Raw genomic sequence first — 24648 nt, 5'->3', positions numbered from 1 at the left:
ACCGGTTAACTGCAAAACGGCAAAATTCATTCAAATTACGACCGGGGTGGTTAAGGCGGCTTTCCCATAAAAAAATGCTGGATCCGCCAAAGGCGGAAACGCTCTTAACGCTGAAAGCGGAAGCCTTTCGTAAAGGAATTTTATGCCCTTGCGCATCGCCGCATCGCTAATTGCCTTTGTTGCCGGTTTCTACCAGCCAGAGAACGAATGGCTTAACGTAGCGAGAACAGATATACAATGAAAGTGAAATACGATATTCCGTGGTTTAAGCGTTAAGCATTGAGCGTTAGGCCTTAAGCTTTTTGAAGGAACCTGATTTTGTATCTAAAACAATAAAACCTTATATGTTTGACAAACTGTTCGGACGAGGTAAAAAGAAACCCGACAACCCGGATATCTCTTTTGGCCGCTATTCCGATAATAACAAAACGGTAGAAAAAGTGCGCCGCTGGACCGATGCCGATAACCTGTTCAAACAACAGTCGTATTACGAAAGCATCGATGCCTTTTTTGATTACCTGGCCGATGATAAAGAGCGCAATGTGGTGCTGCAGCGAAATAACGATAGTGGCACATTCCAGATCTTTCAGGGTTCCAAGATCGTTCGCGGTGAATTTGACAAAGAAAGCCTGAAGGCCGAAATTACCCTGGCCCGGATGCCGCAAGCCAGCGTACCGGTTATGCGCCGCCTGCTTGAAATGAATTTCAGCCTCTATTACAGCCGTTATGCCCTCGACAACGAACGGTTGTGCATGCGGTTCGACAGCGATATAAAAGCAGCCAATCCCAATAAATTATACTACGGGTTAAAAGAACTGGCCATTAAAGCCGACAAACTCGACGACCTGCTGGTACAGGAGTTTGCCGCCCTGCAAACCGTAGATACCGAGCATATCATTACCATTCCCGATTCAGAGAAAGAAGTGAAATACAGCTTCATGATGCGCTGGATAAAGGAAGCGCTTGATTATATCGCCACACTGGATGCCGATAAGTTTTCGGGTGGAATTGCCTACCTGTTGCTTTCGCTGGCTTTCCGAATCGATTATTTGATTTGTCCTGACGGCAAATTGCTCAACGAACTGGAAAAGATCGTTGAGATCTATTACCGCAAGGATGAAAAACAAACCATGGAACGCAACCAGGGCATGATAGAAGGGTTCAAAAAGCTGCAGAGCAAAACGAAGGAGGAGGTTTACCCATTCCTGTTCAGGGCTAAACATACTTTCGCAATTGTGGTTCCGCAACACCATCAAACGGTGGTTGACGCCATTAACGCCGCGGCGCAGAATGTGGTCTGGTACCGCGATAACAACTATCCAACGGTTGCCAATAATGTAATGGAATATGCCCTGTCGTTCAGCCAGTACTCTTACAGTTTGCCTAAACCGCTGAGTGATCTTGTATTGTTATTTATGCAGATCAGTTACAGGGAATATTTTGAAGCGCTCGGGTTTACCGTTCCGTATTATGACATCCTGGCCAATCAATTCAACCCCGAGGCTATTCGCCAACGGATAGATGAGATCATTGGCGCCTGGCAAAGTAAATATCCCAAACTGCAATTCAGGATGGATACACTTAAGTTCAACAGCCTGGTTGCATTCAACAGCAGCTTTAGCACGGAGCTCACCGCTTTAAATTTCGATTCTAACTAAAAATTATAATGTGAAGCTTTAAAAATGCTACACTTCATTTGCGCGCACGGAGAAGTGTGACACTTTAGAGCCACAATAAAATATTCAAATCAATGGTTCAGGATATAATAGGGCAGTTTCATCCCGCCATCATTCAAATAGCTACGCAAACCGGTACCGGTACGGGGTTTTATTTAAAGGAGTATGATGTTATTGTAACCAATGATCACGTGGTGCAGGACAATGCAGAAGTAACCATCGCCGGTAAAACGTTTGAAAAAACCTTATCACGTGTTTGGTACACCGATCGCAAGCATGACCTTGCCTTTTTACAGGGCCCGGCCAATGCTGAAATACCTGCTATCCGCTTAGGAAATTACGATGCGTTGAAAGACGGGGATGAAGTGCTGGCCATTGGCCATCCTTTCGGATTTAATTATTCCGCTACGCAGGGGGTTATTTCAAAAGTAGACCGTATTCGCGATGGGTTGAAGTTCATCCAGATCGATGCGGCCATCAACCCCGGGAACAGCGGCGGCCCGCTGGTAAATTCCAGCGGTGAAGTAATTGGGGTGAATTCGTTCAAGGTGCAGGGTGGCGATAACCTTGGTTTTGCCTTACCGGTAAATTACCTGCGCACCGCGTTGCAGTTGTATGCACCGCATAAAGGCACCAGCAGTACCCGCTGCCATAGCTGCGATTACCTGGTATTGCCCGGGAATATCGATTCGGAGAAGTATTGTCCGGCCTGCGGTACCGAGGTAAAGCTGCCTGTAATGCCCGAGCAGGAAGCTGTGCCTACCGGTGTTGCCAAAACAATTGAAGATATACTGAAAGAACTGGGGAAAGACATAAAACTTGCCCGTGAAGGAGTGAATCGCTGGGAAGTGCGTGAAGGCAGTGCGAAGATCAAGATCACTTACAATGCAGAAAATTATTTTGTGGTAGGCGATGCCTATTTGTGTCAGCTTCCGCAGGATGCGCTAAAGATAAAACCGCTGTACCAGTTCCTGCTGCAGGAGAATTACCGCACCAATAGTTTGGTATTGAGCTGTCAGAACCAGAATATCGTATTGTCATGCATCATGTACGACCTCGATATTACCAAAGATGGCGGGGTAAAGGTGTTTGACAACCTGTTCAAAAAAGCAGATTATTATGACGATCTGTTGAAGAATGAATATGGATGTTTGGACCGGATGGAAGAATAGTAAATAAGTATATCAGGTGTGGTACACTTTTCTTTGCACAGTCAGCGAAGTGTGCCACACCTTTTTTGATCAGCATGTTACAACGAAAGCAATTAACCAAAGAGCAGGCGTTGCAGAAACTGCGGCATTACTGCGCGTACCAGGAACGAAGCCATGTAGAGGTGAAAGAAAAACTGTATTCTTTCGGGTTGCGTAAGCAAATGGTGGAAGAATCGATGGCGCAGTTAATAGAAGAAGATTACCTGAACGAAGAACGTTTTGCCATCCAGTTTGCCGGCGGAAAATTCCGTATGAAGCAATGGGGGCGCGTAAAAATAAAACATGAGCTGAAGCAAAAGCAGGTAAGTACGTATTGTATAAACAAAGCCATGAAGGAGATCGATGAAGCAGATTATGAAAAAACGCTAAACAAACTGGCCAAACAAAAATGGGGGCTGGTAAAAGGAGCGGGCGTGAACGGGTTCGTAAAAATGGCCAAAACAACCGATTACTTATTGCAGAAGGGGTATGAGCCCGAGTTGATCAGAAAGGTGGTGGCTGAGTTGAAAGAAGAGAAGAATGAGTGACACTCACGCCCTCCAGGGATCTGTATTCCGTTTCCTGATAGTAAAATAAAAAGTTGAACCTTCGCCGGGTGTTGAATCAACCCATATTTTTCCATTGTGCAGCTCGGCTATTTTTTTACAGTGCGCCAGTCCAATGCCGGTTCCTTCATATTCATTCTTGGTATGCAGCCGTTGGAAGATAATGAAAATGCGCTCCCAGTATTTATCTTCAATCCCAATTCCATTATCGGTTATTTTGAATTTCCAGTATTCCTCTGCCGGCATTGCCGATATGGAGATAACGGCCGGTTGGCCGGGTTTTCTGAATTTAATTGAATTACTGATCAGGTTTTGAAACAGCTGTTTCATTTCAGTGGCATATCCTGCAATTACCGGCAGCCTGTCGATATGTACAACCGCACCGCTTTCCTGTACAGCCATGGTAAGATCGTTCAATACCTGCTGAACAACGTGGTTGCAGTCGATGGGTTCAAGAATGCGTTCGCGGCCCAATCTTGAATAATCGAGCAGATCCTGCACCAGGCGCCGCATTCTGTCTGAAGCATCGGTAATATAGTTAATGTATTTGGTCACATTTTCGTCTGACTGGTCTTTATAATGGCGTTTCAGCAACTCAACAAAACCCGATACGGTGCGTAGCGGTTCCTGCAGATCGTGTGAAGCCACATAAGCAAATTGTTCCAGTTCAATATTTTTCTGCTTGAGGTCTTCGGCATATTCCTTTTGCCTTACCTCAGCTTCCCGTTTTTCGGTAATGTCGCGAATAAATGCGCAAAAGAAATCGGTATCCTTTTGCCGCATTGGTATAATGGTTAGTTCAATAGGAAATTCTTTTCCCTGGCGGTTAAGGGCGGTAATTTCGATCAGTTTGTTTATAACGTTATGCTCGCGGGTGGTTAAATACCGTTTCAGACCCGCCTCATGAAGTGCGCGGTATTGTTCAGGAATGATCGTATCGGAAAGCCGGCTGCCTTTTATTTCGGCCTCAGTCCACCCAAAGATCTTTTCCGCCTGGGGGTTCCATACAGTAATACATCCTTCGGTGTCAATACAAATAATGGCATCGAGGGCTGAGTTCATGATGAGCCGGGTGGTTTCTTCGCTGGCGCGTAAAATGGTTTCGGCTTTTTTTCTTTCACTTACATCGGTAATAAAAGCAACGGCCATGTTCTTCGTGCCTAGTTTATAATAACCCAGGCTGATCTCTACCGGGAATGTGCGGCCATTTTTATCGCGGGCAAACAGGTCTTTGCCCAATCCCATGGGCCGCGCCTTTGGCGCATTGAAATAATGTTGCCGGTGATGGCGATGAATATCTCTTAGCGGTTCGGGAATTAATAACTCTATAGGTTTTCCGGCCAGTTCATCCCGGGTATAGCCAAATAGTTTTTCGGCATTGGGATTAACCAGATTGATATCACCGTTTTCATCTGTCACCAAAATGCTGATAGTGGCATGTTCAAATAAAGATTTGAATGCTTTTTCATTTTCGAGCAGAATTTCATTTTGATCTTTCATAATAACTTTCCAAAGGTGTTAGCATGACTCCGGAAAAAAACGCGATATTATTTTTTGTATCACTTCGGGTTGAAGGGGTTTGTTTTCGAATCCTGAGATCTCGACATTTTCCTGAGCCGCCAGTTCATCATCGGGGTTTAAGGAAGTAGTGAGCATTACCATTACAATATTTGCTTTTTGGTTTGGCGGCAGCTTTTGGTAATGCTGCAGGAACTCCCAGCCATCCATACCCGGCATGTTGATATCGAGAAAAATAAGATCGGGGCGGGGGTGCTGTTTACCATTATCGAATGAACCCGTACCTGTTAAATATTCCAATGCTTCTCTACCGCTGGTAACTACCTGAACATGATGCGCACAACCCATTTCTTCAACAAGTAACTGGTTCAGGAAATTAGTTGGTTCATCATCGTCGATGAATAGAATGCACATAAGTTTTTGTTTCATCAGGAGAAATGCTTTTTAAAACGAAACGTTACAAACCATTGCCTTATGGGCTTAACCAGACTAATTAACCAATTGAAAATGTTGCGCGGGGAATATTTGCGTCACAGGGTTGGGAAATTGATACCATCGAACATTAAATGAACCGGCAGCCTGAAGTGAAAACGATAACAGTTGATTGAGGGTCAAATGCAAGCAACCGTCATGTATAAGTAAAAATAAGCATATTTCATGTAAAGGCAATTGCTTTTTATACCGGTACTGATAAAAAGAAGAACCCCGTTCCGATAGATATCTGGAGCGGGGTAATTACTTCATTAAGGGATCCTTGGTAAACGTGTTGGTTTTAACATCAGGATTGGACAGGTTTCACAAGGGTTGGATTCGGACGGTTTTTTCAACTATTGGATTCAGATAGTTTTCAAGGGAAATGGATCGGGTATTTCAGGAATTGGATATCGTTAACTGTTAACAACACAAAGATGCTACGCCAGTAAAGCATTTCAAACAATTTCGCGGTGAAATTCCACGCACTTTATATTTAACTTATTATAATTTACTTACAAACCCCTAGATCACGCAGGGCGACAAACGCCGATTTCTACCTGCGGCCTTTAGAAGCGCCAACACTTCCACATACCCGCCGGTCAACCCTGGTTATGATCATATTGGTAACTTTTTAACTTAAAACGCCCAACCTTAAAACGATGTAACCCGTAAAAATCTAAATTGGAATACACAGGCGTCTTATCTACACAAATTGCCATTTTGTCTAAATGTAGCCGGTTTTACTGTGCAACATGATAGGTTTTATGGTGGTTTTTGCATAAATTGATACCTCCAGCCCTGAAAGACAATTAAAATGCCCGCTGTAGCGGTATTCTGGTACAATTATTTATGACAAAATAGCAATTCCCGACAATGATTGTCGTCTCATTATAAACCAACGAAAACCAGATTCAATGCTAAAGGACGAAGTTTTTAAGGAACAGACACTCAAACCGGCTGATTTTAAATTCAGTAAAAAAGTTGCAGACGTTTTCGACGACATGGTGAACCGGTCGGTGCCATTTTATGCCGAAATGCAACGAATGGTTGCGGAATTAGCTGCAAATCATGCACTTGACGGTACGAATGTGTATGACCTCGGCTGTTCAACCGGAACTTCATTTTTGCTGATGGATAAAACGATCTCGAAGGATGTACGGTTTGTTGGCATCGATGATTCGGCGGATATGCTTCAAAAATGCAAGAGCAAGCTGGATGATGCGGGCATTAGCCGGCCCTATGATCTTTGCGTTGGGGATCTGAATAACGGAGTGGAGATCAAAAATGCATCCGTTGTGATCCTCTGTTTAACGCTCCAGTTCGTACGGCCGCTGTACCGCGAAAAGCTGCTCAAAAAAATTATTGACGGGTTGGTCGATAACGGTGTATTGATCATCGTTGAAAAAATTCTGGCCGAAGAAAGTCAGTTCAACCGCGATTTCATCGACTATTACTACAATTATAAAAGGCGGCAACATTATAGCGAAATGGAGATCTCACAAAAACGCGAAGCGCTTGAAAATGTGCTGATCCCCTATAAATTAAGTGAGAATATACTGATCCTGCGTGAAGCCGGTTTTTCGCATTGTGAAATATTTTTCAAATGGTATAACTTCTCAGGCCTGATTGCCGTAAAAAATTAAAAGCACCAAATAAGAATGATCTCGATCGGTAATTTCTTTTTCCGGTACAGGAATTTTTTGTTCCTGTTCCTGTACCTGGCTTTATTTATTCCCTCGCCTCCATTATTTTCTCCGGAAAATTTTGGTACCAACTACTTTTTATGGCCGGTGATTTTCGGCCTGCTCATTACCGTAAGCGGCCAGCTCATAAGGGGAGCAACCATAGGACTGGCCTACATCATTCGTGGCGGTAAAGAAGGAAAAGTGTATGCAGAAGAACTGGTTACCAGCGGCATTTTCAATCACTGCCGTAACCCATTGTATGTAGGAAACATTTTAATGTTATGCGGCGTAGGCGTGTTGTCGAATTCCCTGTTGTATGTTTCGGTGTTTATTCCTTTTTTTCTTTTTGTATATCAGGCTATCGTGCTTGCCGAAGAAAAATTCCTGCGCAACAAGTTCGGCGAACAATACGACCGCTATACAAAGACCGTAAACCGCTGGCTGCCTGATTTAAATGGCATTTCATCTACTTTTAACAGTATGCAATTCAGGTGGCGCCGCTGGATCCTGAAAGAATACAATACCCAATACATCTGGCTCACCGGCATTACCCTTATTTTATTGTTCAAATACCCTGAAATTACCAATGAGGATCCCAGGCTGCGCAACATACTGCTGGCCATCATTCTTCCCCTGCTTGGTTTCGCGTATCTGTTTGTAAGGTATTTGAAGAAATCGGGAAAAATGAAGGAGTAGCCCGGGCTCCTGATGGGGCGTAAATCACGCATCAATGCTGAAGTTTCTTAACCGTTTCACGATTAAATTTGCATCGGGAAGCACCCAGTTAACATGGCCAATGGATCAATTCATCGGCAAATGTGTCAATTGGTGCCACCCTTTTAGGAACGAGGGGCAAAACAATTGTAATTTAAATCGTAAACAGATGGAATGGAGGTATTTGCCGGCGATATAAAACCTTTAACGTACTCGCGAAAAGAAAGGGTGATTGCTATCATCCTGCTGCCACCCCTTGCGGTTCTACTGAACTTCATAATTTTCGGAACCCAGTATTTCTCTTCGTTGGGATACTTTATTATCTCTACAGGTATAACCCTGGGCGTTATAGCCCTGGTATATGTTTGTTGTGGCATGGTAGGGGTGAGCCTGCGCAATCGCTTTCCCAAATATGGTCAAACTTTCAGGCGAATAACCATTGGTCTCGGCATTTACATTGCGCTCACGATAGCCGCTCTTAGCATTTTATTCTGGGGGTACGACTATACCGGCTTTATGGGTTACCAGATAAGCCTTACTACATACGGGTTGACGCTGATCGCAGGCGCCTTCGGTAATCTTTTGGCAACCAGCCTTAACGAAGGCGCTGCCTTTTTTGAGCGCTGGCGCGAAGTGGTCGATGAAGCGGAACAACTGAAAAAAGAAAACCTGCAAAGCCAGCTCGAAGGCCTCAAAGGCCAGGTAAACCCGCACTTTTTGTTCAACAGCCTAAACTCCCTTTCCTCCCTCATAAGCGATGATCCCGAAAAAGCCGAAAAGTTTCTCGATGAAATGAGCAAGGTATATCGTTACCTGTTGCGCACCAATGAAGATGGGTTAACCACCCTGCAGGCCGAAATGGATTTTATATATTCCTATTTTCATTTGCTTAAGACCCGCTATGGCGACGGGCTTGAAATGAAAGCCACCATTGAAGACCGCTTCCTCTGCTATATGATACCGCCGCTCACCCTCCAAATGCTGGTTGAAAATGCAGTAAAACACAATATGATCCTGAAAGACAACCCCTTACAGATCCTGCTGCTTACTACCAACAGCGGAAAGCTCATTGTAAGCAACAACCTGCAACGGAAAGACAGGATGGTATCATCGAACAAAGTGGGACTGAGCAATATTGTGAAGAAATACCGGCTCATGAAGCAGGAAGAGATCAGTGTTCGCGACGATGGGAAGGAATTTGCCGTTGTTGTGCCGCTTATTCACCCTTAAAAAACCACAACTCATCCACCGATCTGGCAATTCATGCCCGCCTGGTAAGCGATACAGCGCATGATTTGTAATTTGCATCTTCCACAAAACCACGGACATCATGAAAGTACTTATTATTGAAGACGAAGAACTGGCGGTAAAAAAGCTGCAAAAAACGTTGGCCAGTGTTGACGCCACTGCTGAGGTAGTTGGGGTGGCAGACAGTATCCGCAGCTCGGTAAGCTGGTTGCAGCAGAATCCATCTCCCGACCTGATATTGATGGATATAGAGCTGGCAGATGGCCAGAGCTTCGAGATCTTCGATAAAGTAGAAGTGAAAAGCACGGTTATTTTTACCACCTCATACGATGAGTACGCCCTGAAAGCATTCAAGGTGAACAGCATCGATTATTTATTAAAGCCCATACAAAAGGAAGACCTGCATGCGGCGCTGGAAAAACTCAAAGGGCTGAAAACGCTCTATGCCAATAACACAGCCGCCCCTTCGCTCAATGTTGATAACCTGGTAAAAGAGTTGCAACAAAAACTGCAACCAAAAGAATACCGCAAACGCTTTTTGGTAAAACATGCCCAAAAACTGGTAAGTGTCGATGTTGAAGAGATCGCCTATTTCTACAGCGATGGCCGGCTGAACTTTTTCAAAACAACTGATAACCGCAAATTCGTTGTTGATTATACCATGGATGACCTGGAAGATATGCTCGATCCCGATCAGTTCTTCCGTATCAGCCGCGCATTTTACGTTGCGGTAAACAGTATCGACCAGATCCACGATTATTTCGGCAATCGCTTATTACTGAATTTAAAACCCATTGTTGATAAAGAAGCCATCGTTAGCCGCGAGAAGGTTACCGATTTTAAGAAGTGGATGGGGAAGTAGCTAATTTGCTAATGTGATAATTCGATAATGGAATACAGGAAGGGTTGATAAAGAGAATAAGTATATCGAATATTGAATGTTCAATGTCGAAGTGAAACGCATAATGGGTTTGGCCTGTGGGCCTTGTGCCTTCAGCTTCTGTTTTGCATTTGATCTTCACGAAAAAAGCGCTCGGTTCGAAATATAGAAGCCGTTTCACGACAATCAACAGCAACTTTCAGGGTAAAATGATATTTATTGATTCATAGATAAACGTACGGTGGTTCCGGTATTGATCTCCGACTTCAATGTGAATTTGGCATCGACGTTTCCGGCGCGGCGGCGCATTTCGCTCAGGCCTCTCGACAATTCAACCAACTCCACGTTAAATCCTTTACCATCGTCGCGAATGCATAACGTTAGTGCAGGGTTTTTATATTGCAGGTTCACCTCGATGTATTTTGCCTGCGCATGCCGGGCGGCATTATTCACCGCTTCTTTGAAAATGCTCAGCATTTCATACCGCGTTTCCATTCGTAACCGCAGGTCCTTCGCCTGTTCATCTACCTGAAATATGATCGACGGCGTATACATGCTTTCCATTTCAGCCGCATAATCTTTCATTCTGTCGATGGTATGCCGCAGTGTATCACTTTCAGGATTGATGCTCCAAACCATATCGTACATGGCCTGTACCATACGATTGCTGCTGTCGCTGATCTGGTTAATATATTCCCTGGTTCGTTCCGTATCGGTATCGATCTTTGTTTTGGCCAGCTCACTGGTGATGTTGATACTGCTTAACGAATTACCCATGTCTTCGGTTAAACTCGTTGCAATGCGGTTGCGAACGCTTTCTGTGGCTTTTATTTTCTGCAACCTTAACCGGTCGATCCACAGGAACACGCCCAGGCAAACAAAAACGATCAACCCGAAGAACCACCAGGTTTGCCACCAAACGGGTCTTACTTTAATGATAAGTGTTGTAATATTTTTCGCGGGTCTGCCTTCAGCATCTTCTGTAAGCGCTTTGAAAGTATAAGTGCCCGGCGGTAAATACGGATACACCGCCTGATTGGTAATATCGGCATGTACCCAGCCTTTATCGATACCTTCAAGTTTGTATTTAAGCAGGGAGTTACGCTGAAATAAGAGATAAGAAAGTTCGATGGTAATGGCGTTCTGGTTCGGCCCCAGCTCAATGCGCTTCAGGCTGAGCAACGAATCAACCGGCAGCGACTGGTTTTGCACTTTGAAACCGGCAATGGCCACATCGGGCAATGAGTCGACCATTACAAAATCTCCGGGATTAAAAACAATGAACTGATTGGTGCTGCCAAACACCATTCGCCCATCGGGCAAAGTAGCTGACGACCCGGTAACGAACCGGTCGTTGGCAATGCCATCGATGCGATCGAAAACCATAAACACCCGCAAATTTTCGGGTTTGAGCCTGAACATGCCGGTGGTTAACGTTACCCACAGGTATCCATCCTTATCTTTTTGAATGGCAGACACATCAAAGGGCATGCTCGACGGTGTTATTATTTTTCGAATGGTTTGCTTAACAGGATTGTACACGTTAAACCCGCCGCCGCCAATCATAACCGCAGTATCGTTGTAAATACAAAACGAAGTAACCACCATGGTTTGCAGCCGTTGTTGCGGTGGCCCGTCGGTAGTAAAATGATGAATAACGCGGTTGTTCCTGGTATCGACGACATAAGCGCCGTTTGCGCTGGTTCCTACCAATAAATTACCGCTTTTATCAATAGTGAGGGCGTTAATGGTGCGTGCATCAACTTCCGTAATTTTTTCAACGTTCGTGGTGAAATTATATTCCGTTTCTGTTCTGGTGTATTTGAACAAACCGCGTGTATGGGTTCCTATCCACAGATTGCCGTATTTATCTTCGGCAATTTGCCTTACCGTCGATTGCTCAAGCGCGGGCACATCGAAATAAGCCGCACTTTTTGTTTGCCGGTTGTATTTATATAACCCGCCCGGCTGTGTGCCCATCCATACTATATCAGCATCATTGCTTTGCTGCATGCACCAAACCACGATGTTATTATTTTCAGGAATGCCTTTGATGTTCAGCGGTATGTTTTTGAAAGAGGAGTCGTAGCGGTAAATTCCATTACCCCAGGCGCCCATTAAAGTGGTGTTGTTATTGTCGGTTAAAAAACAAAGGGCTGAACCTTCACCGGGTATGTTCTTTGTGCGGTTCATGTGATGCACATTCTGAAAAAATTCATGGCCGGGGTTGAACCGGAACAACCCATTATTATTGGTGGCTACCCAAAGGTTTTCTTCCCTGTCTTCCCTGAGGTCATGCACCGTTTCAAAAGAAATACTCTGGCCATTGATGTAACCGTTGTGTACGAGTTGAAATTTGTTTTCTTTTTCGAGGTAGCTGGCAAAAATATTACCGCCCTTAATCCAGATGGTTCCGTTCTTTTGTTCTATCATAGCGCTGGGCTCGTGATATTCCTTTATCAGCGGTAAAAAGCTGTAGTTTTTTAGAACGGTGGAATTGTTTTGCAGATCGTAACAATAAAAAACCGGACAGCCTACAGTTGGCGGCCAACTGAGGAACCAAAACCGGTGTTTTGAATCGAGCAGCATAGGCGCCACATTGGGAATATGCCCATATTGTTCAACCAACAGTTCTTTTTCAACATTGTGACCTGAATAACTCAGGTTGTTGGTACGGGTGTTGAAAACTACCAGTCCGGAATCGGTGCCAATATAAAATTTGCCCGCCTGCGCATCTTCGCAAAAAGAAAGAACGGGCCATTTGGGCGGAAGAGGGATCAAATGACTGGCCGGCACAAATTGTTTTACTTTTTCATCATACACAAGCAATTCTGTTCTGAAACATAGCAGGTAGATATTGCCGCGGCTATCGGTAAAAAACTTTTTATCGGCCTGTACGGAATTCTTTTTTGTGTACGCGATATTCACGGGGTTGAACCGGAAGCGCCGGGTGTCGAAGGTGCCCACATGACCTGCGGCTGTCAATAGCCAGAGATTGTCCTTTTTATCGCGGAAAAGATGATTGATGTTGTTTTCGGGAATGCTGCCCGGGTCTGACTTCCGGTGACGGAAAGTAACAAAACGGGTGCCATCAAAACGTTGTAAACCTGTTACCGTACCTACCCATATATAACCGGCTTTATCCTGAATAACGGCTTTTACTTCATGCCCCGCCAGTCCTTTATCAGTTGAATAATGTGCAAATGTGTATTGCCTTTCATCCTGCGACAGACAAACCAGGCTGCATACACACAAAAACAAAATGATTAGGGATAAACGCTGCACAAAAAAATAATGAATTGACAAATATAACTTTTGAAAAGATAAAATGTGAATTTGTAACGATGAATTGTTGATAATGGTGTTGAACCGGCAAAAATGGATAATGAATTGAGCCGGAAAATTTCTGATGGCGGCAGTTCATACAAATTCAATGACAACTCATGCAAATTTTGCTTCCTCCACGGCATCTTTGAGATCTACTTTTTCCAGGTTTATTTAATACAACCAGGCACCTGGCCGGTGGCATAGACCGGGCAGGGCCCTGTTTGCATGACACCATTTTGAATCGTATTATATAGTAAACCGGTCATCAGGTAAGAATGATTTTACCAACATGGCTATAAAAACAAGCGCTGCAGGTGAAAAATTATGCCTGTGGTTTTTTTATGAACCGGAAATTGTCGATATTAATTTTAGGCCTTATGCGCCAGTTGTATGCTTGCTTTCCTGATATCGGAAGTGACATCATGAATTATTCTGAATTCATCGGTAACTGATTTTACCGCCCGCAGTAATTTACGGGTGTCTGTATCAGTTAATCCCTGTTGCAGTTCTTTTTGCCGGTTGATCATCAGATTGCTCAACCGTTTGTCAATCTGTTGCCATTGCGGTTCACGCATGGGCTCTGCAGGCGCTTCTTCTCCATCGATGATCGCTTTTGAAACACACAGTTCCGATTCGATATAATTGGTTACGGGAACAAAATCCTTTGTTGCATTGATGGCGGCGAATTGCTGGCCGAAATGCGACAGGGTGGCAATATGTGAAGTGAGCAGGTGGTTATACACAACAAACTGGTGAACGGTGTTGACATTTTTTTGCTGCCATTTGGGTTCTGCCAGCATTCGGGTAAACGCATCTGATAAATTCCCCAGGGCAACAAATGCTTCTTTACGGCTTACGCGGTATTCGGTAGGGAGAACCGGTTTACCCATAAATTCGGTAACCACGGTTTTAAACCAGGCGGTGTTTTTTTCAATGGCCGTGGCTATATAACCCGAGATCTGCTCATGCTCCCAAAGCGGTACCAGTAACAGGTTCGCAATAAAGGCGATGGCCGAGCCAATGGTAGTATCGAGCAGTCTGTCTGTAAGCACGTTTTTGACAGGGGAAGCGTATAATAGCTGAAATATCAACAGTACATAAGGCGTCATAAAAATAACACTCCACATATAGTTGGTGCGTAACAAACTATATGTACCAAGCATCAACACCAGCATTATAAAGAACAACGCGGTTCTGTCATGTACAAAATATAAGATCCCCAACCCCACGATGGCCCCGGCCACTGTGCCAAACAACCGTTCGAAGTTTCGCTTTTTGGTCAGGCTGTAATTGGGTTTTAGGATTACGATAATGGTAAGAAGTATCCAGTAGTTGTGACCAACCTGCAGGAACATGGAAATGATATAACCGGCCAGTGTGGCCAGGCTTACCCGTAGTGAATGCCTGAAAAAGTTCGATTGCATGCTCAGGTTATCGGTAAGCACTTTCAGGCTGAAGTTCTGCCGGTGAACGAATTTGTCATAATCGGCCGGCTCGGAAGGAGTGACCTTTTGCTGATAACTGGTGTATAAGTGCAGGTTGTGAATACGATTGGCAATGTCTTCAATGTTGCTCAGGATGTTCCGCATGGTAATGAAATACCCGAGCGTGTCGGGCGTTCTGTTTTTATTCCTCAGTTCTATATAAAATATGCGGGTTTCTTTTATGGCATCGGCAAGGACTGTTGTTTCGCGTGAGCGGCGGCCGCTTTTTACGGCAATACTGATGTCATCGAGCTCCGCCGCCAGTTGTAAAATAAGTTGACGATAGCGCTCCATTATTTCGGTTCCCTCAGATGTGGCGTGCAGTTCCTTATAATCGTCGTGATAGGTGGTCATGATCTTTTCAAAAAGATCAACCAGGCTTCTGAACAACATCAACAGGGTTCGGCCCGTATTGGTTGATTCTTTAACGATGTAACGGCTTTTAAACAATAGTTCCCGTACCAGTTCCTGCTCCTGGTGAACGGTCACCTGTTGCTCTATCATTTGGCGATACGCTTTGTCATAATCCGTTGTTTCATCATAGAACAATGCCCTGATGCGGATGTAATTGGCGGTGGCGGCGATACATTCTCCTAACGCCTGTTGTGCTAGTTTATAAGGGGCAAACTTGTGTAATAACAAACTTAACCCGGTATACCAAAGTCCGCCCAATAAAATATAAGCGGCCTGAATGATCACCTCTTTACCCTGGCTGGGATGCCCGATCTGCAAAACCATGATCAATAGCGCTGACACCCCTATTGAAATGGCGCGGCTGCCGTAAACGCCGATCATGGAAAAAACAAAACAGCAAATAGTTATAAGCGTACCCAGCATAAAAGGATAGGCTGCGGTTAAACTGGTTAAAGTTGCTACCACAACAAGGAACAACAGGCAGATTAGCATACCATTACGCCGGTGGTGAATAGGGCCGGGGTTATCGGTGCCACTGACGCACATGGCGCCCAGCGAGATGGCTACCCCTTGCGACAACATATCGAAATAGCTGAAAATGAGCGCAGGCAGCACCACGCCTGCTGTAATACGTACTCCGGAACTGAGATAATAACTGTACAAAAAGCTCTTATACTTCTTCAGATAATCCATGGGTAATTAAAGTACGTATTTTAACGAGTGTTTGGTACAAAAAGTTGAAAATAAACGATTGCGACGAGCCCTTAGTATAAAAAGGCGGGATAAACATAAAAGGGTCGTTTGACATTTGATAAAATGTTGCCCGATCGTGCAAACTGATGACAGGAGTTGATCTTTTTAATTTGTAAAGTTGTAACTTTAAAGAACTGTATAACTATCGCCACAATCCCGTACAACGCACTCCTAAGACTTATTGATTGAAAATACCTGCTATAATTTTTGAAGCGAAGGATATGCCGTACTCTTCCCATTATCGTTGCATCGCACGGACAACCTGTGTCTGCACATTAAAATATACACACCTTGTTCGTAAATCCTTCCCCTGATTTGTATAACATATGCCACGCTTTTGTATATGTGCGAAAAAAATTATGCAATTTTTTAAACGCAAAATGCTTTAGCGGGAGTGGCATTATAATTTCAACATTTTTAAACAACGCTTTAACATTAAGTACATGATTCGTGCGTATTAACCATCGCACTGTAAAGCATCGGCCAACTCAAAGGCTCAACAATCAAAATAGCAAACTCTTCCCCCTGATCGCATAGAATTTATTCGTTTAAGGTTAACATATATATAACGGCAATGAAAGCAGGCCCACCCCAACTATGAAAATTCAATAATTCATTTGCTCATGTAAAAAATCAAAATTATGGAGCTGGAAGAACCTGTTTTAAAAATTTTACGTAAGAAGTACCAACCGTCTTCTTTTATTGAAACGCATTGTAACCGCTACGACATGGCATTTAAAACCGATAAGGAGGGGGATGCCATTGTATTGGTTCTTGGCCGTAAGGATGATACTGGTCATATAAAAGGCGAGCGCTTTACGCGCCGGCTTCGCCAAATGGCCAACGGCCGCATTGTGAAAGAATATTGGGAACATAAAGGCAAAGCAAGCTAGCAGGGATGGGTCCTGACCACAAAAGGGCAAATTACCAGCATCCGTACCCTACTTTTTCTTTCTATTAATAACAAACGGCCCACTCTTTGCTCATATAGTATCCCTCAAACGCTGTCCGGTAAACTTCCATAATACCTGCTTTTGCATAAACAGGCAAAGGAGGAACTATATTATAGAAGTCTTTGAAAAAATGAAAACAATGAAATGCTGTTTTGGCCTGCTAATGTTAGTTGCCGTAGCATGCAACAGTCGCACACCCATACACGTACCTCAAACGACAGATACCACATCAACTACCGATTCGGTATTTAATGCTGGTCAGTTTATTCCGGATGAATCGGGTTCACCCACTTCTTTTGTTCCCGGTTATTATACCGGCACAATACCATGTAACGATTGCCGCAGCATTACGCGGAAAATTCTTTTTTTAACCGATCACCAGTTTCATTTGAAAGATGAGTTCAATGGAATTCAGTCGCCGCCGCTTGAAACGGAAGGCCGCTGGCAAACAACCAACGATCAATTGCAGTTGCTGGTAAACGAAGAAGTGTTCAAACGCTTTGCGGTTACGAATAAAGGCCTGAGTGAATTGAGTATGACCGGTGCGCCTGTTCCATTGTATCCCAATGATTATTTAAGCCATATACAAATTGGCGCCGATAATATTGCCTGGATGGAGAAGAAGAAAGCCGGGATTGATTTTTTTGCGCTTGGCAACGAGCCGTTCTGGCTGATGGAAATTGATGTGGATAAACAGATCAGATTTCTACGGGTTGATAGCAGTGAACCCACCGTATTTCCCTATGCGCCGGCGATAATTCAAAACCGCCGGTATATTTACACGACGGGCAAAAATTCAGATTCTATGCAAGTAATTATAACGCCTCAATTTTGCAGCGATGGTATGAGCGATAACTGGTATGAATATAAGGTAGAGGCAAAGTATAATGGAACGATGTATATGGGATGCGGCGTGAAGCTGAATGGTGAATGGTAAATACAGCTGCTAGCTACACGCGAATACAAATACAGGCGAAAGCCTAAAGCTCAAAGCCGAAAGCAAAATACAGGAGCAAGCCGAACGGGCTGCAGGCGCTGTTCTTCAACTATTTAACTCCGCCTCATCAACCAGTTAACTCGTCAACTATCTACTTGAAGTTCGCAATTCAATATTCTGTATTCCCCATATCACCTTTATCAACCCCGCCTCAACTACCTACTTCACCCCCTTCCTTCTCCGGCAAATGAGCCACATCTTTCCATATCGCTTTTTCATCGGTAAGGGTAAGCTCACCGCCTCTTAGCGCCCGGTAATACGCTTCCCCGGCAGCAATTGCTTCGTCCCTGTCTTCTCCCTGTAAGGCAGCATCGTATTTATCTTTCAGCATTTTTAATTTATCGCTTTTATTCAAAAAGCCAACGGAAATAAAAATAATGAGAAGAAATCCAAACGCTACGAATAATAATTTTTCTGTCAGGGTCATTCGTTCCCGGTTTATTGTAAAGATACCAACTGTTCCTTGCCTGATTATTTAATCTTCCACACATTGTTTTGCCGGTTGGCATCGGGTAACACCTGGTCGGGATCGATGGTAACAGTGGTTACAGCGCCCGTTACCGGAACGGAGAACGTATAACTCGAATGTTGAAACCAGGTTTCTACAGGCAATTGCATCCGCTGTGTGCCGCCATTGTTGAACGTCAATTGCACAACAACCGGCATAACCAGTTTGTCGAGGTTGGTAATAGTGATATTAGCCTTGTTATCGGCTACGGTCACCTGTTGTACCGCCTGGTCGAGCGACCAGTTATGCTGAAACCAGCCGCGCCAGAACCAGCTAAGGTCCTCTCCGCTTTCATTATCCATTGTGCGAAAGAAATCTTCAGGCGAAGGATGTTTATAAGCCCATTGCTGAATATATCTTTTGAATGCATAATCAAAACGATCCTGTCCCAGCACATATTCACGCAATAGGTACAACCCAAATGCCGGTTTGAAATAAGAGACCGGATGGCGATAGGTTTCGGGAATTGCGTCAGCAGCCATCATCATTGACGGTGCTTTGGGATCGCTTAGCCAGGGAAGGATTTCATCGGCCGGGTTGCCACCGCCCGGTGCATACTCACTATCTCGTTTAGGCGCATACTCGCCTTTATTGAAAGCATCCGATGCATAAATACCAATGAAGGTATTGAAGCCTTCATCCATCCATGCGCTGCGGCGTTCATTGGAACCAACGATCATGGGAAACCAGTTATGGCCAATTTCATGCGCCGTTACCCAATACAGTTCCTTGTTCTTATCATTCATTCCATCGAACAGGATTCCCGGGTATTCCATTCCGGCGGCAATGCCTGCTTCATTGATGGCAACAGGGTAGGGATATACAAACCATTTTTGAGAAAAATGTTCAATAGAAGCCTTCAGGTATTCGGTTGAACGGCTCCAGCCATCATAGCCATCGCTTTCAACCGGGTAAACCGACATAGCAAGACATTTTTTTCCATTGGGTAAATTAACCCGCGCGGCATCCCACATAAATGCGGCGGAAGCGCCAAAAGCTACATCGCGCGTATTATTCATTTTAAACCGCCAGGTAAGCATGCCTTTCCCGACCGGCCTGCTTTTAGGGTCGGTTACTTCCGCTGCAGAACGAACCATTACCGTTTTATCGCTGGCGCGGGCTGCATTAAGGCGTTGCATCTGTAGTTGAGTAAGTACTTCATTGGGGTTTTGTAATTCCCCGGCGCCGGCCACTATCATGTTCCAGGGCAGCGTTACACTGTAATCAAAATTGCCGTATTCGCAATAAAATTCACCGCTGCCAAGAAATGGGTGGGTGTTCCAACCCTGCAGATCATCGTATACGCACATCCGCGGATACCATTGTGCAATTTCATAAATGGTACCGTTCTTAGTTCTTACATAATCTGTTCGGCCGCCAAAAGCGCCCGGAATGGTATAATGATATTTTATATGAATGCTTACGACGCCGTTTTTTGCCGGCAGCGCCCTTTCCAAACGGATCTGCATACGCGTATCGGTCACAATGTACTTCACCGGGGTTGTAGCAGCACCCTGGCCGATCTTCACTTCGTCAATTTCAAAACCAGGGGTGAATTCCTGTGGTTGCTGATCGAACAGGAAATTGCTGCGCGCGCCTTTCTTATAGATGTTCTGTTCAAGCAATAACCATAATGATCTTAATGTATCGGGACTGTTATTCGTATACTTTATGATCGTATACCCGGTCAGCTGTTGTTTGGCTGTGTCGATGATTGCCTGCAAATTATAGTCTGCCCGGTTTTGCCAGTAGGCTGGTCCGGGTGCGCCACTTGCCGACCTAATGGTATTGCCATTATTTTTATAAAAACCCGGTGCAAAGGCTTCTGCCGGATTGAATTTCGATTGGGTAAAACCAGGAAATGAAAAAAGTAAAACGGCTGTGACTGATAATAATAACTTGTACATGCAGGTGTATAATTAACGTTCAGCAATATAAATAAAAAAGGTATGGCACACTTTCAAAGTGTGCCATACCTGTAATTGAATATTCTAATTAAAATTAATAATCGCTCGGTTTTGGCGCGCCGGTTTTTGGAACACTGTCTTTTTTGGCCGGTGGGGCTGGTTGTGCGGGCGTACCGCCGTAATCATCAGCCGATGTGCCGCTTCCATTCATTTCGCCTTCTATAAAATCCCCTTTGGGTTCGGTCCAGTCGCGCAGTGTGTCAACTACCATACCCTCCGGTTTAACAAACGCTACTTTACTGTCGAGCCCGGTGGTTTTATCTTTTAAACAGTTTGCATAGAAGTAAGCCCAAACCGGTAACGCCACGGAAGAACCCTGACCAACGGCTGTGCTGCTGAAGCGAATGAAACGATCATCGCAACCCGTCCACACACCGCATAACAATTGTGGTGAATACCCCATGAACCAGGCATCACTGTTGTCGTTGGTTGTACCGGTTTTGCCTGAAAAATTGGCTACGTTGATGCCATAGCTGGCGGCGCGTTTACCGGTGCCATGTTTCATAACACCATTCATCATGGTCATAATGTTGTAAGCTGTAGCCGCGCTGATCACTTCTTTACGCTCGGAAGTAAATGACTGCAGCACATTACCATTTTTGTCTTCGATGCGGGTAATGTACATAGGTTTTACCGAAAAACCGCCTGCAGGGAACATGCTGTAGGCGTGCATCATTTCGTATAATGAAGTTTCACCACTACCCAGGCATATGGCCGGTACAGGTTCAATTTTGGTTTCCACACCCACATTTTTCAAAAATTCAACAAAACGCACGGCGGCATCATTGCCCTTGTTGCCGAGCTGTTTCATTATAAAGGCGGTTGCGCAGTTACGTGATTGGGCAAGCGCTTCGGCCATGGGCATGGTTTGGTTGCTGCAGGAAGCAGTGGTAGCAGGTACAACTCCGTAGCCTTCAAAGTTCTGTTGTACGTCCTCCACCGGTGTGGTAGGAGTAAAGCCGCCGTTTTCTATGGCAAGGCCATATAACAGCGGTTTAATGGTACTGCCAACCTGCCGTTTTGTACCAGTATTTGCGTGGTCGAATTTGTAAGTTTTGAAATCGATACCGCCCACCCAGGCCTTTATGGCGCCGGTTTGCGGATCCATGGCCAAAAAGCCTGCCTGTAACATGGCACGGCTATATTTGATGCTATCATATGGCGTCATTACCGTATCTATCTGGCGTTTTTCATTCCAGGCGAAAACGTTCATTGGCGTTTTTACAAAGAACGATTTACGGATCTCATCGTCACTTGAACCGCTCTTTTTCATGCTTTTCCAGCGATCACTATGTTTCATGGCCGCCTCCAGCACATTTTCATGGTTTTTCCATACGGAACCGTTCTTTATATTTTTTTGCGCACTCAATATTTTCTGCATTTTGGCAATGTGCTTTGAAACCGCTTCTTCGGCATATTGCTGCATGCGTGGGTTAATGGTTGTATAGATCTTCAAACCGTCTTTATAGATGTTATACGGTTTTCCGGTCGCCGGGTTCTCATGTTCCTTACACCATTTTTTTAATTCTTCGCCCAGTACGCTGCGGAAATAAGGAGCGAGGCCGGTATTTTCATTCAGCTTTTTATAATTCAGTTTTATTGGCTCTTTGCCCAGTGCGTTGGCTTCTGCTTCGGTAATGAAATTACTTCTCACCATTTGGTGTAAGACTGTATTCCGTCTTGGTTTAGCACGATCCGGGAAGCGGCGGGGATTATAGATCTCTCCTTTAAGCATACCTACGAGTACTGCAGCTTCAGAAGTTGTTAAATCGTTGGGTTCTTTTTGAAAGAAGGTTTTGGCGGCATTTCTGATACCATAAACATTATCCCCAAACGCAACGGTGTTCAGGTAAAGCGTAATGATCTCTTCTTTCGAAAAATTGCGTTCCAGCTTTACCGCTATAATGGCTTCCTTTAATTTCTGGATCATGCGCAGAACGATATTACGGGTGCCCCAACCTTCGGTGAACAGGTTTTTGGCGGTTTGCATGGTAATGGTACTGGCGCCGCCACTGGTACCAAAAGAAGATAATGAACGGGCGAGCGAACGGCCGTCGATACCATTGTGCGAAAAAAAACGCTCGTCTTCAGTGGCAACGAGGGCATTGATCACCTGCTGGCTGATCTCTTTAAATTCTACATCGATGCGGTCTTCAATTAAGTATTTGCCCATAAGGCTGCCGTCTTCGGCATATACCTGGCTGGCAACAAGTGCGGTGGGATTCGACAACTCTTTAATGGAAGGCATTTTGCCCAGCAAACCAATATTGGCAGCTACGATAAGCAGAATTCCAAATAACAATCCGCTAAAAAAGACCCACCAGAAGATTTTTATTCCCTTTTTCATAGATCAGAGATTATAGGTACAGTACGCTTTGAATTTTAAAAAAGCTAATATAATGACAGGCGCTAAAAATAGTAATAAGCCCTATTATTTTCAACGGTAGGGAAGAAAAGTTCCAAGTTTTTAGTTTAAAGTAAAGTTCAGGTTCAAAGTTCGCTGCTTCAGCTGGGAACTTTGAACTTACGAGGTGGCACAATATACAATTAAACCGCCATCGGTATAGGCGGCCTGCCGGAATTAACATTTACCAAATGCAAAGCCGGCCGGTGATGCTAAAAAGCACAGCCGGCCGGCATTTGAATATATTGCGATATGCGGTAAGCCCATCCCGCACCGATGCTCCCGGGCGGCGTTCTTCGTTCCGCCTTAAGCGTTTGCAGTTTTTTGTCTTGACGGAATGACGATATTATTTTTTACACCGGTTGATGCTGCATTCGCCGCTGATCTTTGATCTTTGCGATACCTGGCCAGGTTTATCAGCAATACGCTCAGCAGGATTACCGCCAACCCTATAATTTGTAAAGTAGTCATGTGCTCACCGGCGAAAAGAACGCCCAGTAAAACCGCAACAACCGGGTTTACATAGGCATAGGTGCTAACCTGGGTGGCCGACCTTACCTGCAATAGCCAAACGTAGGCACTAAAACCAGCCAGAGAACCCATTGTTATCAGGTAGATCAGCGAAAGCCACGAACTGGTTGTTACGGCCTGTACATTGAATGAGCTCCATTCATTATTGATGAAACTGGCCGGAACGAAGGCAATACCAGCGGCCATCATTTGCCAGGCGATATTCACCGTAGCAGAGGTTGATGTTGATTTGTATTTACTGTATAAAGAACCGCCGGCCCAGCTCATGGCGCCAATGATAAGCACAATGAGCCCGATCACCTGGTGGCCATTACCTGCGCCCAGCGCCTTGGTAGTTTGTTCACTGAATAACAATATAACGCCAATAAAGCCTACGATCAATCCAATGATGGTATTACGGCTGGTAAGATTTTCGTGCCATTTAGGTTTGTCGAGCACAACAAACCAAATGGGCGCCGATGAAACCAATACGGCTACCAGCGAACTTGCCAACGATTGTTCGGCCCAGATCACAGCGCCGTTACCAATGAAAAGCATCAGCAAACCGCTCATCAGCGCCGGTTTTATATGTGACCAGTTAAATAACTTTTCCCCCTTTATAATACCCCAGCCGAGTAACAGGCCGCCCGCAATAAGAAAACGGATTGCGCCTAAAATAAATGGCGGAATTGTTTCGATGGCGCGTTGGATAAAGAAATACGTGGAACCCCATACCAGGTAAACGGTTGCAAAGGCAATAACAACCATTACAGGACTAGCGCTTCTTTTTGTACCAGTGGACATAGATTTAATTTTTAGGAATCACCAATTGTTGTTGCTCTTTCACGGTTTCCAAAACGATGGTTGTTTTAGTGGATGCTATGTTAGGGATCTTTTGCAGTTGCGTTCGCATCAGTTGCATCAGTGATGAAGAATCTGCGGTACGCACCTTTATAAGATAACAATCTTCACCGGCAATATGATGCACTTCCTGCACCTCAGGTATAGCCGCCAGCGACTGCGCTGTATTACTGCTGCAGGTAAACCCTTCTGAAGAACGAATAAAAATAAAGGCCAGTAATTTCTGTTGAATAGTGGCGGGGTTTATTTGAGTAGTGTACCCCTGGATCACTTTTTTCTGCTCAAGTTTTTTAACTCTTTCAAGTACTGCAGAAGGCGCCATATTTAATTCGCGGGCCAGGTCGGCATTGGAAATACGCGCGTTGGCTTGCATAAGCTCGAGGATCTGGAGATCTGTATTATCTAAAACAACATCCATTCCGATGAATTTTCTGTAAAAGTAGGGTATTTCTGAATAATATTCTGTGACAGGGAGTGTTTTAAGAAAATTATTGTAAATTTGCAGGGTGTTACCGAATA

The 24648-nt window shown here is 44.5% G+C and carries 18 protein-coding genes; 9 read left to right on the top strand and 9 right to left on the bottom strand.

Annotated elements, in window-relative coordinates:
* Positions 1 to 344 precede the first annotated feature (344 nt).
* The 3 genes from A4R26_RS12735 to A4R26_RS12725 all read left to right on the top strand — a co-directional run bounded on the left by A4R26_RS12735 (position 345) and on the right by A4R26_RS12725 (position 3414).
* A complete protein-coding gene (locus tag A4R26_RS12735) occupies positions 345 to 1658 on the top strand; it encodes a type III secretion system chaperone family protein (RefSeq protein ID WP_081164150.1) in 1314 nt (437 codons plus the stop codon).
* A gap of 92 nt (positions 1659 to 1750) precedes the next feature.
* Complete coding sequence (locus A4R26_RS12730) at positions 1751 to 2848, top strand: trypsin-like peptidase domain-containing protein (protein WP_081164149.1); 1098 nt, start codon at positions 1751 to 1753, stop codon at positions 2846 to 2848.
* 74 nt (positions 2849 to 2922) lie between these two features.
* Entirely contained in the window at positions 2923 to 3414 is a 492-nt protein-coding gene (locus A4R26_RS12725; protein ID WP_081164195.1) for a regulatory protein RecX, read from the top strand.
* Between the two features lie 3 nt (positions 3415 to 3417).
* Here A4R26_RS12725 and A4R26_RS12720 read toward each other — a convergent pair whose 3' ends face one another.
* Positions 3418 to 4932 (bottom strand): sensor histidine kinase, encoded by a 1515-nt coding sequence (locus tag A4R26_RS12720; protein ID WP_081164148.1) that lies wholly within the window; start codon positions 4930 to 4932, stop codon positions 3418 to 3420.
* An 18-nt stretch (positions 4933 to 4950) separates the two neighbouring features.
* Positions 4951 to 5379 (bottom strand): response regulator, encoded by a 429-nt coding sequence (locus A4R26_RS12715; RefSeq protein ID WP_081164147.1) that lies wholly within the window; start codon positions 5377 to 5379, stop codon positions 4951 to 4953.
* 959 nt (positions 5380 to 6338) lie between these two features.
* Between A4R26_RS12715 and cmoA the strand changes: the two genes are divergently transcribed.
* The 4 genes from cmoA (at position 6339) to A4R26_RS12695 (ending at position 9933) form a co-directional block, all read left to right on the top strand.
* Entirely contained in the window at positions 6339 to 7067 is a 729-nt protein-coding gene (gene cmoA / locus A4R26_RS12710; RefSeq protein ID WP_081164146.1) for a carboxy-S-adenosyl-L-methionine synthase CmoA, read from the top strand.
* Between the two features lie 15 nt (positions 7068 to 7082).
* Positions 7083 to 7805, top strand: a complete 723-nt coding sequence (locus A4R26_RS12705; RefSeq protein WP_081164145.1) for a methyltransferase family protein — start codon at positions 7083 to 7085, stop codon at positions 7803 to 7805.
* A 192-nt stretch (positions 7806 to 7997) separates the two neighbouring features.
* Complete coding sequence (locus A4R26_RS12700; protein ID WP_081164144.1) at positions 7998 to 9053, top strand: sensor histidine kinase; 1056 nt, start codon at positions 7998 to 8000, stop codon at positions 9051 to 9053.
* A gap of 100 nt (positions 9054 to 9153) precedes the next feature.
* Positions 9154 to 9933, top strand: a complete 780-nt coding sequence (locus tag A4R26_RS12695; protein ID WP_081164143.1) for a LytR/AlgR family response regulator transcription factor — start codon at positions 9154 to 9156, stop codon at positions 9931 to 9933.
* Between the two features lie 234 nt (positions 9934 to 10167).
* Here A4R26_RS12695 and A4R26_RS12690 read toward each other — a convergent pair whose 3' ends face one another.
* A complete protein-coding gene (locus tag A4R26_RS12690) occupies positions 10168 to 13206 on the bottom strand; it encodes a ligand-binding sensor domain-containing protein (protein WP_133054652.1) in 3039 nt (1012 codons plus the stop codon).
* A gap of 440 nt (positions 13207 to 13646) precedes the next feature.
* Positions 13647 to 15869 (bottom strand): FUSC family protein, encoded by a 2223-nt coding sequence (locus A4R26_RS12685; protein ID WP_081164141.1) that lies wholly within the window; start codon positions 15867 to 15869, stop codon positions 13647 to 13649.
* Between the two features lie 701 nt (positions 15870 to 16570).
* Between A4R26_RS12685 and A4R26_RS12680 the strand changes: the two genes are divergently transcribed.
* Positions 16571 to 16822 carry a hypothetical protein gene (locus A4R26_RS12680; protein ID WP_081164140.1) on the top strand — a complete coding sequence of 84 codons (252 nt, stop codon included), beginning with the start codon at positions 16571 to 16573 and terminating at the stop codon, positions 16820 to 16822.
* Between the two features lie 199 nt (positions 16823 to 17021).
* Positions 17022 to 17819, top strand: a complete 798-nt coding sequence (locus A4R26_RS12675) for a copper resistance protein NlpE N-terminal domain-containing protein (RefSeq protein WP_165760252.1) — start codon at positions 17022 to 17024, stop codon at positions 17817 to 17819.
* 211 nt (positions 17820 to 18030) lie between these two features.
* Here A4R26_RS12675 and A4R26_RS12670 read toward each other — a convergent pair whose 3' ends face one another.
* The 5 genes from A4R26_RS12670 to A4R26_RS12650 all read right to left on the bottom strand — a co-directional run bounded on the left by A4R26_RS12670 (position 18031) and on the right by A4R26_RS12650 (position 24547).
* The gene (locus A4R26_RS12670; RefSeq protein ID WP_081164138.1) at positions 18031 to 18306 is read right to left on the bottom strand and encodes a hypothetical protein; all 276 of its coding nucleotides are present in this window, start codon (positions 18304 to 18306) and stop codon (positions 18031 to 18033) included.
* Between the two features lie 44 nt (positions 18307 to 18350).
* The gene (locus tag A4R26_RS12665) at positions 18351 to 20294 is read right to left on the bottom strand and encodes a M1 family metallopeptidase (protein ID WP_081164137.1); all 1944 of its coding nucleotides are present in this window, start codon (positions 20292 to 20294) and stop codon (positions 18351 to 18353) included.
* Between the two features lie 94 nt (positions 20295 to 20388).
* Positions 20389 to 22701 carry a penicillin-binding protein 1A gene (locus tag A4R26_RS12660; RefSeq protein WP_081164136.1) on the bottom strand — a complete coding sequence of 771 codons (2313 nt, stop codon included), beginning with the start codon at positions 22699 to 22701 and terminating at the stop codon, positions 20389 to 20391.
* A gap of 363 nt (positions 22702 to 23064) precedes the next feature.
* Positions 23065 to 24072 carry an EamA family transporter gene (locus A4R26_RS12655; protein WP_081164135.1) on the bottom strand — a complete coding sequence of 336 codons (1008 nt, stop codon included), beginning with the start codon at positions 24070 to 24072 and terminating at the stop codon, positions 23065 to 23067.
* 4 nt (positions 24073 to 24076) lie between these two features.
* Positions 24077 to 24547 (bottom strand): Lrp/AsnC family transcriptional regulator, encoded by a 471-nt coding sequence (locus tag A4R26_RS12650; RefSeq protein ID WP_081164134.1) that lies wholly within the window; start codon positions 24545 to 24547, stop codon positions 24077 to 24079.
* Positions 24548 to 24648: the final 101 nt, after the last annotated feature.

This window comes from Niastella populi (assembly GCF_002078015.1).
GTDB lineage: Bacteria > Bacteroidota > Bacteroidia > Chitinophagales > Chitinophagaceae > Niastella > Niastella populi.
The sequence above is the reverse complement of the archived record's forward strand: the minus strand, read 5'-3'. Positions and strand labels throughout refer to the sequence as shown.

What these genes read in the sequence shown, in the direction of transcription:
- A4R26_RS12705 (WP_081164145.1), top strand. Translation starts at nt 7,083, where the DNA reads ATGATCTCGATCGGTAATTTCTTTTTCCGGTACAGGAATTTTTTGTTC.
- A4R26_RS12730 (WP_081164149.1), top strand. Translation starts at nt 1,751, where the DNA reads ATGGTTCAGGATATAATAGGGCAGTTTCATCCCGCCATCATTCAAATA.
- A4R26_RS12675 (WP_165760252.1), top strand. Translation starts at nt 17,022, where the DNA reads ATGAAATGCTGTTTTGGCCTGCTAATGTTAGTTGCCGTAGCATGCAAC.
- A4R26_RS12735 (WP_081164150.1), top strand. Translation starts at nt 345, where the DNA reads ATGTTTGACAAACTGTTCGGACGAGGTAAAAAGAAACCCGACAACCCG.
- A4R26_RS12650 (WP_081164134.1), bottom strand. Translation starts at nt 24,547, where the DNA reads ATGGATGTTGTTTTAGATAATACAGATCTCCAGATCCTCGAGCTTATG.
- A4R26_RS12685 (WP_081164141.1), bottom strand. Translation starts at nt 15,869, where the DNA reads ATGGATTATCTGAAGAAGTATAAGAGCTTTTTGTACAGTTATTATCTC.
- A4R26_RS12665 (WP_081164137.1), bottom strand. Translation starts at nt 20,294, where the DNA reads ATGTACAAGTTATTATTATCAGTCACAGCCGTTTTACTTTTTTCATTT.
- A4R26_RS12670 (WP_081164138.1), bottom strand. Translation starts at nt 18,306, where the DNA reads ATGACCCTGACAGAAAAATTATTATTCGTAGCGTTTGGATTTCTTCTC.
- A4R26_RS12700 (WP_081164144.1), top strand. Translation starts at nt 7,998, where the DNA reads ATGGAGGTATTTGCCGGCGATATAAAACCTTTAACGTACTCGCGAAAA.
- A4R26_RS12695 (WP_081164143.1), top strand. Translation starts at nt 9,154, where the DNA reads ATGAAAGTACTTATTATTGAAGACGAAGAACTGGCGGTAAAAAAGCTG.
- A4R26_RS12725 (WP_081164195.1), top strand. Translation starts at nt 2,923, where the DNA reads ATGTTACAACGAAAGCAATTAACCAAAGAGCAGGCGTTGCAGAAACTG.
- A4R26_RS12660 (WP_081164136.1), bottom strand. Translation starts at nt 22,701, where the DNA reads ATGAAAAAGGGAATAAAAATCTTCTGGTGGGTCTTTTTTAGCGGATTG.
- A4R26_RS12720 (WP_081164148.1), bottom strand. Translation starts at nt 4,932, where the DNA reads ATGAAAGATCAAAATGAAATTCTGCTCGAAAATGAAAAAGCATTCAAA.
- A4R26_RS12655 (WP_081164135.1), bottom strand. Translation starts at nt 24,072, where the DNA reads ATGTCCACTGGTACAAAAAGAAGCGCTAGTCCTGTAATGGTTGTTATT.
- A4R26_RS12715 (WP_081164147.1), bottom strand. Translation starts at nt 5,379, where the DNA reads ATGAAACAAAAACTTATGTGCATTCTATTCATCGACGATGATGAACCA.
- cmoA (WP_081164146.1), top strand. Translation starts at nt 6,339, where the DNA reads ATGCTAAAGGACGAAGTTTTTAAGGAACAGACACTCAAACCGGCTGAT.
- A4R26_RS12680 (WP_081164140.1), top strand. Translation starts at nt 16,571, where the DNA reads ATGGAGCTGGAAGAACCTGTTTTAAAAATTTTACGTAAGAAGTACCAA.